Annotated in this window: 3 protein-coding genes and 1 rRNA gene; all 4 read right to left on the minus strand. The window is 72.3% G+C overall.

The window, feature by feature from the left end:
* Window positions 1–58: 58 nt before the first annotated feature.
* Window positions 59–4,717 (minus strand): hypothetical protein, encoded by a 4,659-nt coding sequence (locus HF577_RS24295; RefSeq protein ID WP_169398253.1) that lies wholly within the window; start codon window positions 4,715–4,717, stop codon window positions 59–61.
* Between the two features lie 61 nt (window positions 4,718–4,778).
* The gene (gene ettA, locus HF577_RS24300) at window positions 4,779–6,455 is read right to left on the minus strand and encodes an energy-dependent translational throttle protein EttA (protein WP_169398254.1); all 1,677 of its coding nucleotides are present in this window, start codon (window positions 6,453–6,455) and stop codon (window positions 4,779–4,781) included.
* Window positions 6,456–6,480: 25 nt separating this feature from the next.
* Entirely contained in the window at window positions 6,481–7,053 is a 573-nt protein-coding gene (locus HF577_RS24305; RefSeq protein ID WP_169398255.1) for a single-stranded DNA-binding protein, read from the minus strand.
* A gap of 230 nt (window positions 7,054–7,283) precedes the next feature.
* A 5S ribosomal RNA gene (gene rrf / locus HF577_RS24310) occupies window positions 7,284–7,363 on the minus strand; the annotation flags it as partial.

Consider the following 7,363-nt stretch of genomic DNA (forward strand, 5'->3'; position numbering starts at 1 on the left):
CCCTAGCCCTGGCCATCTGCCAGGCCGGTGCCCCTCGGATGCCCTCCTGACGCCCTGCTCAGATGCCCCGGTACGCGGCGAGCGCGCCGGCGAGCAGGTCGGCGATCCCGAGCCCCTCGGTCGACTCGGGCTTCGCCGCGCTCTCCGTGCTGTGCCGGTTGCGCCTGCCGCCGTTGCCCGACCCGTCCTCGTCGCCCGCGACCTGGAACGGCGCCCGGCCCGCCGCGTCGTGCCGCCCGCCCGTCCCGGTGCCGTTCTCCGCGGTGCTCCCACTCCCTGTTCCGGAGCTGTCGCCCGGGGAACCTTCGTCCGCCGAGCCCGCCGAGCCCGCCGAACGAGCGGTCACGGAACGCCCGCCCGCGGCGTCGTCACCGCCGGCAGCGTCCCCGCGAGAAGCACCGCCTGCTGTGCCCTCGATCGCGGAACGCCCACCCTCGAGGTCCTCCGCGGCCGCGCCTGCCTGACCGAACCCCTCCCTCGCGGACGGGACGGCGGCGGTGCTCCCGGTGCCGTTCGTGGCGGTGCCCTTCGAGGCGGTGCCGGTCGCCGACGGGCTGCTCTTCGTGACGCCGGCCGTTGTGTCGCCGTCGCTCACGGTGCCGTTGCCGGCAGTACCGGTGCTCCCTGTCGACCCGCCGGCACCACGCCCGTTGGTCGCCGACGTGTTGCTTGCAGAACTGTGCTCTGCAGAACCGTTGCCCGTAGACCCGCTGCCTGCGAAACCGTTCCCGGCAGAACCGTTGCCCGCAGACCCGCTGCCTGCAGATCCGTTCCCGGCAGATCCGTTCCCGGCAGAACCGTTCCCGGCAGAACCATGCCGCGCCGAACCGACACCCGCCCCAGAACCGTTCCCTGCCGAACCGCTGCCTGCCGAATCACGGCCCGCCGACCCGTTCCCCGCGGACCCGTTCCCCGCCGACCGCTGCCACGCCGAACCGCTTGCCGCGGACCCGTTCCGGGCCGATCCCTCCCCAGCCGACTCGTTCCCAGCCGACCCGTTCCCGGCCGAACCATTCCCGGCCGAACCGTGCCGTGCCGAACCGTTGCCGTTGCCGGCCGAACCGTGCCGCGCCGACCCGCTTTCCGCGGACCCGTTCCCGGCCGATCCATGCCCCGCCGAACCGTTCCCAGCGGAACCGTTCCCGGTCGACCCGGGCCACGCCGACCCGCTTCCCGCGGAACCATTCCCGGCCGAACCGTTCCCGGTCGACCCAGGCCACGCCGACCCGCTTTCCGCGGGCCCGCTCCCGGCCGAACCGTGCCGAGCCGACCCGTTCCCCGTCGAGCGGTGCACCGCCGAGCCACCGCCCGCCGACCCGTTGCCTGCCGACCCGTTCCCCACTGACCCGTGCCGCGCTGAACCATTCCCGGCGGAACCGTTCCCCACAGAGCCGTTGCCTGCCGACCCGTGGCGCGCGGAGCCGTTTCCTGCCGAGCCACTGGCCGCGGAACCGTTGCCGGCAGAACCGTTGCCGACAGAACCGTTGCCGACAGAACCGTTGCCGACAGAACCGTTGCCGACAGAACCGTTGCCCGGGGAGTAGCCGGTCGTGTCACCCGTTGCGGCTCGACCCTCCGCCTTCCCACCACCGGCACCGCGCACGCGGTCCTCGTCCGTGTCCGTGTCCGTGTCCCGATCTGCATCCCGGCCGTGCGCGGCAGTACCCCCAGCACTGTCCGGTTGCGCAGCGGCGGCCGCGGCCCGCCACCGGTCCCAGCGCGAGCCGGCCCGACGCGACGGTGTCAGGGGGTCGGCCCCGCCCCACAACACGTCGGGATCGCTGTCCGACGATGCGCTGCCGAACGGCCCGGCGTTCCGCATCGCGTCCCAGTCACTGTCCTGGTCCGGGTCGATGCCGCTCTCCCGGGCGCGGCGCCGGCGCGAGCCGGAGGGGGCCGCATCGGGCTTCCCGGCAGAGCGGATGGCGGCTCCGAGATCACCCCAGCGCTCGCGGGGGACGCGCCCGTTGTCGGCGCGAGCTTCCTCGTCCCGCTTCCCGGTGGTCGTCCTGGCCTTCCCGCGCCTGCTGTCACCACTGTCGAGCCGTTGCAGGATCTGCGCCCCGACCGGACCTTCGGCGCCGTGCACCGCGGCCCGCAGGTGCGTGCCCGGCAGATCGCCGTCCACCTCGAAGCCCTCGAGGAGACCGGGCAGCGTGCGGTGCATCCACTCTGCGGCCTCGGCACGCTCCCGGCCCGGCATCACCACGGAGAGCGCGTCCGCATCGTCGAACCGGAGACGGGCACCCGGCGGCAGCCGATCGGTCAGCCGCTCGGCCAGCGCCCGCACCACGGGGCCCGCGCTCCCACCGGTGAAGCGCTGTCCCTCCCTTACGAGGTCGATCGCGACCGCGGTCCCCTCGACATCGGTTCCGGCGGCCTCCGCAACCGGTGCCGAGCCGGTGGGCTTCGAGCGCTTACGCACGCGGTCCAGATCGATGAGTGCGGCGTTCAGCCAGGCCTCGGCAGTCGAGACGGCGGGCTCCCGCACCGGGGGCGCCGCCGCATCCCGGACCCGCTCCGTGGGCCGGTCTGCGCGGGGCACCACCGACCACTGCCCCGTGGCCCAGGGATCGTCGAGCCGGTGCTTGCGGCGTCCGTTCGGGGGCGGGTCGGTGTGTCCACGGCCCGGCTCGTCACGATGTCCGACCGGCGCCGCGCGGTCCTCGCCGCGCCGGCCACCACCCTCGCCGTCGCCGGGCAGATCCTCGAGCGCCCGCAATGGCCGGTGAGCGCCTGACCGCCCGCCCTCACGTCGCGACGCACGGCGCGGCGCCTGTGCTCTCTCCTGCCTGCGGGAGCGCTCGTCGTCACGGTCCGCCCCGTCCTTCCCGACGGGACGACGCGGCGCTCCGTCCCGCCCGGACCCGACGCCGCCGGCCAGCCAGTCGGCGGCGCTCAACCGGCGGCGGTCCGACCCGGCGTCGTCGGTCCGAAGTCCGCCGCCCGCCGCGTCCTCATCGAAGCGGTCCGCCGTCGTAGCGCCCGCCGCGGTGTCGTCCGGGTGCTTGTCATCCCGCCGGCCACGACCGCCGATCCTCACCACCTCGCCGCCGACGCCACCGGCAAGCCAGTCCGCGGCACTCAGCCCGCCGTCGTCCGTCCGCCGGTCACTCGCCCGGCTACGGCCGGTGCGCCTGGCGCCCACCGCGTCGGCGTTCAGGCCGGGAAGCCAGCCGGCGGCGCTCGGACGGCCGGCGTCCGGCTGCTCGCTGCTGCGCCGACGGCGGCCGCCCAGCACGTCGTCGCGCAGGCTGCTCATCAGGTCGTCGTCCAGACGGCCGCCCTTGAAGAAGTCATCACGCAAGGGGTCCCGCGCACCCCCCTTCAGCCAGTCGTCGCCCAACCAGCTGTCATCCAGCCGGCTCGAGGCGGCGCCCGCCGGCTCGCTCCCCGACAGCCTCCCGGCAACTCCGAGCGGATCCTCGTCGACGGAACCGTCCCCCAGGTCGTCACCCGACCCCTTGTGACTGCGTCCCCCGGGTCGCAGGCTCCTGACCAGCAGGTCACCGATGGGTGATTCACCGGAGAGCTCGTCCCACGGGACGGCCCACTCACCGGCAGGCTCATCGCCCGGCGGGGCCGTCGCGACATCGCGCGTCTCGGGCGGCGCCGTCGGCCCTGCCGCGGGGCGGCGCTCCCGCGGGGCCGGGAGGCCTGCCGGCGCCTCCAGCTCAAGTGCGGCGAGCGCAGCCCGGAGCCTGCGGGACCGGTTGTCGTCACGGCGCTCGGCGGCGTCGGCGGCGCGCATCGACTCACGCATCCGATCCGACCTGCCGGCCTTCTCGTGGACCGCACCCAACGCCGCATGGCACACGGCCTCGAGGTCGGGGACGTCGCTGGCCGAGGCATCGCGCGCGGCCTGCTCCAGCGTCTCCACCGTGGTGGCCGCGGCCTCGACGGTGGCGACGGTCCTGGCGACCGTCAGCCGCAGGCGGGCGAGGTGCCGGCTCGCCCGGCTCGGCGCCGTGAGGCGGGGCATCAGCGGGACGCACCCCTCGCGGGCCTCGGCAACGCGACCCGCGTCGAGCAGGGCCGAGATCCACTCCGCGGCGAGGGCCGCCGCCAGATGTGCCGACGGGGTGCCGGACGTCCCCGACTCCCGACCGCGTTCCAGCCGGGTGAGCCCCTCGGCGGCGTGGTCGACCGCGGCACCGGGCCGACCTGCCTGCCGCTCCGCTGCCGCCCGCACGAGCGCCACGGACGCCGCACCGATCTCACGGCACGGCGCGTCCACCTTCGACCACGCGGCATCGGCATCGCGCAACGCGTCGGCCACCTGGTCCGGGGCGTCGTCGACGGCGCACCGCGCGAGCACGCAGAACGCCTCGGCCCGAAGCTCCGGCGCTACGCCGTCCCCGGTGACCGGGGCGACAAGGGCCCGGGCGGTGCCCCGTTCGCCCACCCGACCGGCGACGAGCGCCAACTCCACCAGTAGCCGGTGGGCCACGGGGTCGGCCAACGGCGCTGCCCCCCACCGGGGCAGCGCCTCGACGATGTCGGAAGCCGTGTCGCGGCCGTCCCCGATGGCCTGCCGTCCGTGCAGGGCCCAGCCTGCGGCCGCGAGCCAGATGTCTTGCTCACCGGCCGACAAGGCCCACTCGAGGACGTGATCGGCGAGCGCCGAGGTGAGATCCGGCCGCACCCATCGCAGCGATGCGGCCGCCGCGAGGAGGTCGGGCTTTCCGGATTTCTCGATTCCGCCCGTCAACCCCACGTGACCTCCTGACGTACCACCTCAGCCGATCGTGATCCACCAGCCGGGTGAGCGTGAGCGCTCAGTCGCGTGTGAGCTTACGGTGGGTCACCCGATGAGGACGCGCGGCATCGGCCCCGAGTCGTTCGATCTTGTTCTTCTCGTAGGCCTCGAAGTTGCCCTCGAACCAGAACCAGGACGCCGGGTTCTCGTCCGTGCCCTCCCACGCGAGGATGTGGGTGACGACCCTGTCCAGGAACCACCGGTCGTGGGAGATGACCACGGCACAGCCGGGGAACTGCTCGAGCGCGTTCTCCAGCGACGACAACGTCTCCACATCGAGGTCGTTGGTGGGCTCGTCCAGGAGGATCGTGTTGCCCCCCTGCTTGAGGGTCATGGCCAGGTTCAGCCGGTTGCGCTCACCACCGGACAGGACACCCGCGGGCTTCTGCTGGTCGGGACCCTTGAAGCCGAACGCGGCGACGTAGGCGCGTGAGGGCATCTCGGACTGCCCGACCTTGATGTGGTCGAGCCCGTCGGAGACCACCTCCCAGACGTTCTTCTTCGGGTCGATGCCTGCGCGGTTCTGGTCGACGTACGACAGCCGCACGGTGTCGCCGACCCGGACGGTGCCGGAGTCGGGCTCCTCCAGTCCGACGATCGTCTTGAACAGCGTGGTCTTGCCGACGCCGTTGGGCCCGATCACGCCGACGATGCCGTTGCGCGGCAAGGAGAAGGAGAGATCCTTGATCAGGACCCGGCCGTCGAAGCCCTTGTCGAGGTTGTTGACCTCGACCACGATGTTGCCCAGGCGCGGGCCCGCCGGGATCTGGATCTCCTCGAAGTCGAGCTTGCGGTGCTGCTCGGCCTCGGCCGCCATCTCCTCGTAGCGCTGTAGACGCGCGCGGCTCTTCGCCTGCCGGGCCTTCGCCCCGGAGCGCACCCACGCGAGCTCCTCCACGAGGCGCTTCTGCAGCTTCACGTCCTTGCGGCCCTGGACCGCGAGGCGTTCGGCCTTCTTCTCCAGGTAGGTGGAGTAGTTGCCCTCGTACGGGTAGGTCCGCCCGCGGTCGATCTCCAGGATCCACTCCGCGACGTTGTCGAGGAAGTACCGGTCGTGGGTGACCGCCAGGACGGCACCGGCGTAGCCGGCGAGGTGCTGCTCCAGCCACAGGACGCTCTCCGCGTCGAGGTGGTTGGTGGGCTCGTCGAGCAGTAGCAGGTCGGGCTTGCTGAGCAGCAGCTTGCACAGCGCGACCCGCCGCCGCTCGCCACCGGACAGCTGGCTGACCGACGCGTCCGGCGGCGGGCACCGCAGGGCGTCCATCGCCTGCTCGAGCTGGGAGTCGAGCTCCCAGGCGTCGTTGTGGTCGAGGATCTCCTGGAGCGTGCCCATCTCCTCCATGAGCTCGTCGGAGTAGTCGGTGGCCATCAGCTCGGCGATCTCGTTGTAGCGATCGAGCTGCTGCTTGATCTCACCGAGCCCTTCCTCGACGTTGCCGAGGACCGTCTTCTCCTCGTTCAGCGGCGGCTCCTGCTGGAGGATGCCGACCGTGGCACCGGGCGCCAGCATGGCGTCGCCGTTGTTGGCCTGTTCGAGGCCGGCCATGATTTTCAGTACGGTCGACTTGCCCGCACCGTTCGGCCCCACGACACCGATCTTCGCTCCCGGCAGGAAGTTCAACGTCACGTTGTCGAGGATGACCTTGTCGCCGTGGGCCTTCCGGACCTTCTGCATGCTGTAGATGAACTCCGCCACGACAACGATGGTAGTTCCGTCCGGCTCACGCACCGACGCCCGCCTCTGCAGGTCTCGCCTTTCCCGCGCCCACGTCACCGGCGGAGGCCGGGAAATCAAGGCTCTGCGGCGCCCCGGCCTGCTGCTCCTGAGCCACCTGCTCGTTCCATGAGACGCCCACTGCACCGTCGTCGTCGGACTCGCCGGCGGGCAGATCCTCGGGAGGAACCTCCTCGGCACCCGCTTCGGGGCGCTCCGGACGGTGGGTACGCCGGACGGCGGCCGTGGAGCGGGCCAGGTCCGGCCCCACGGCGTAGCCCTCCATCTCGACCGCGCTCTGGCGCCTGCCGTCCTTCTCCCAACTGCTGGTGAACAGCCTCCCGCGGACGATGATCGGATCACCGACCCCGAGCGACGCGTGCACGTTCTCCCCCAGCGCCCGCCAGCAGGTGACGTTCACGAAGAGCGAGTCGCCGTCGCGCCAGGACCCCGTGGCGCGATCACGCCGGCGCTCATTGGTCGCCACTCTGAAGCTGGCCAGCGGCGTCCCGTCGGGAAGGCTCCGGAGATCGACCCGGGTGGCCACGTTGCCCACGACGGTGGTGTAGGTCTCGTGCATCGCGCTCTCCTCGCTCGCCGGTGATCCTCGCGAGAACGAGCGTGCGCCGATGCGCGGCACCGGACCAGATGGCCGGCGGATCTGTGGACAACCCCGGTGCGAGGTGGACAAGTCCGTGTCCAGCCGCACCGATACGCCGAGACTGTCGGAGTGGAGTGGCATGTAGGCCACCCGGAAATGCATAAAAAAGTGGGCCCCCGCCAGACGGCGGGGGCCCACAAACAGTTTGATGTCGGCGGCGACCTACTCTCCCACACCCTAACGAGTGCAGTACCATCGGCGCTGGAGGGCTTAGCTTCCGGGTTCGGGA

This window comes from Pseudonocardia xinjiangensis (assembly GCF_012911925.1).
Taxonomy (GTDB): domain Bacteria; phylum Actinomycetota; class Actinomycetes; order Mycobacteriales; family Pseudonocardiaceae; genus Pseudonocardia; species Pseudonocardia xinjiangensis.

Bases quoted from the DNA above. Each gene is read 5' to 3' on its own strand.
- HF577_RS24305 (WP_169398255.1), bottom strand. From the start codon at position 7,053: ATGCACGAGACCTACACCACCGTCGTGGGCAACGTGGCCACCCGGGTC.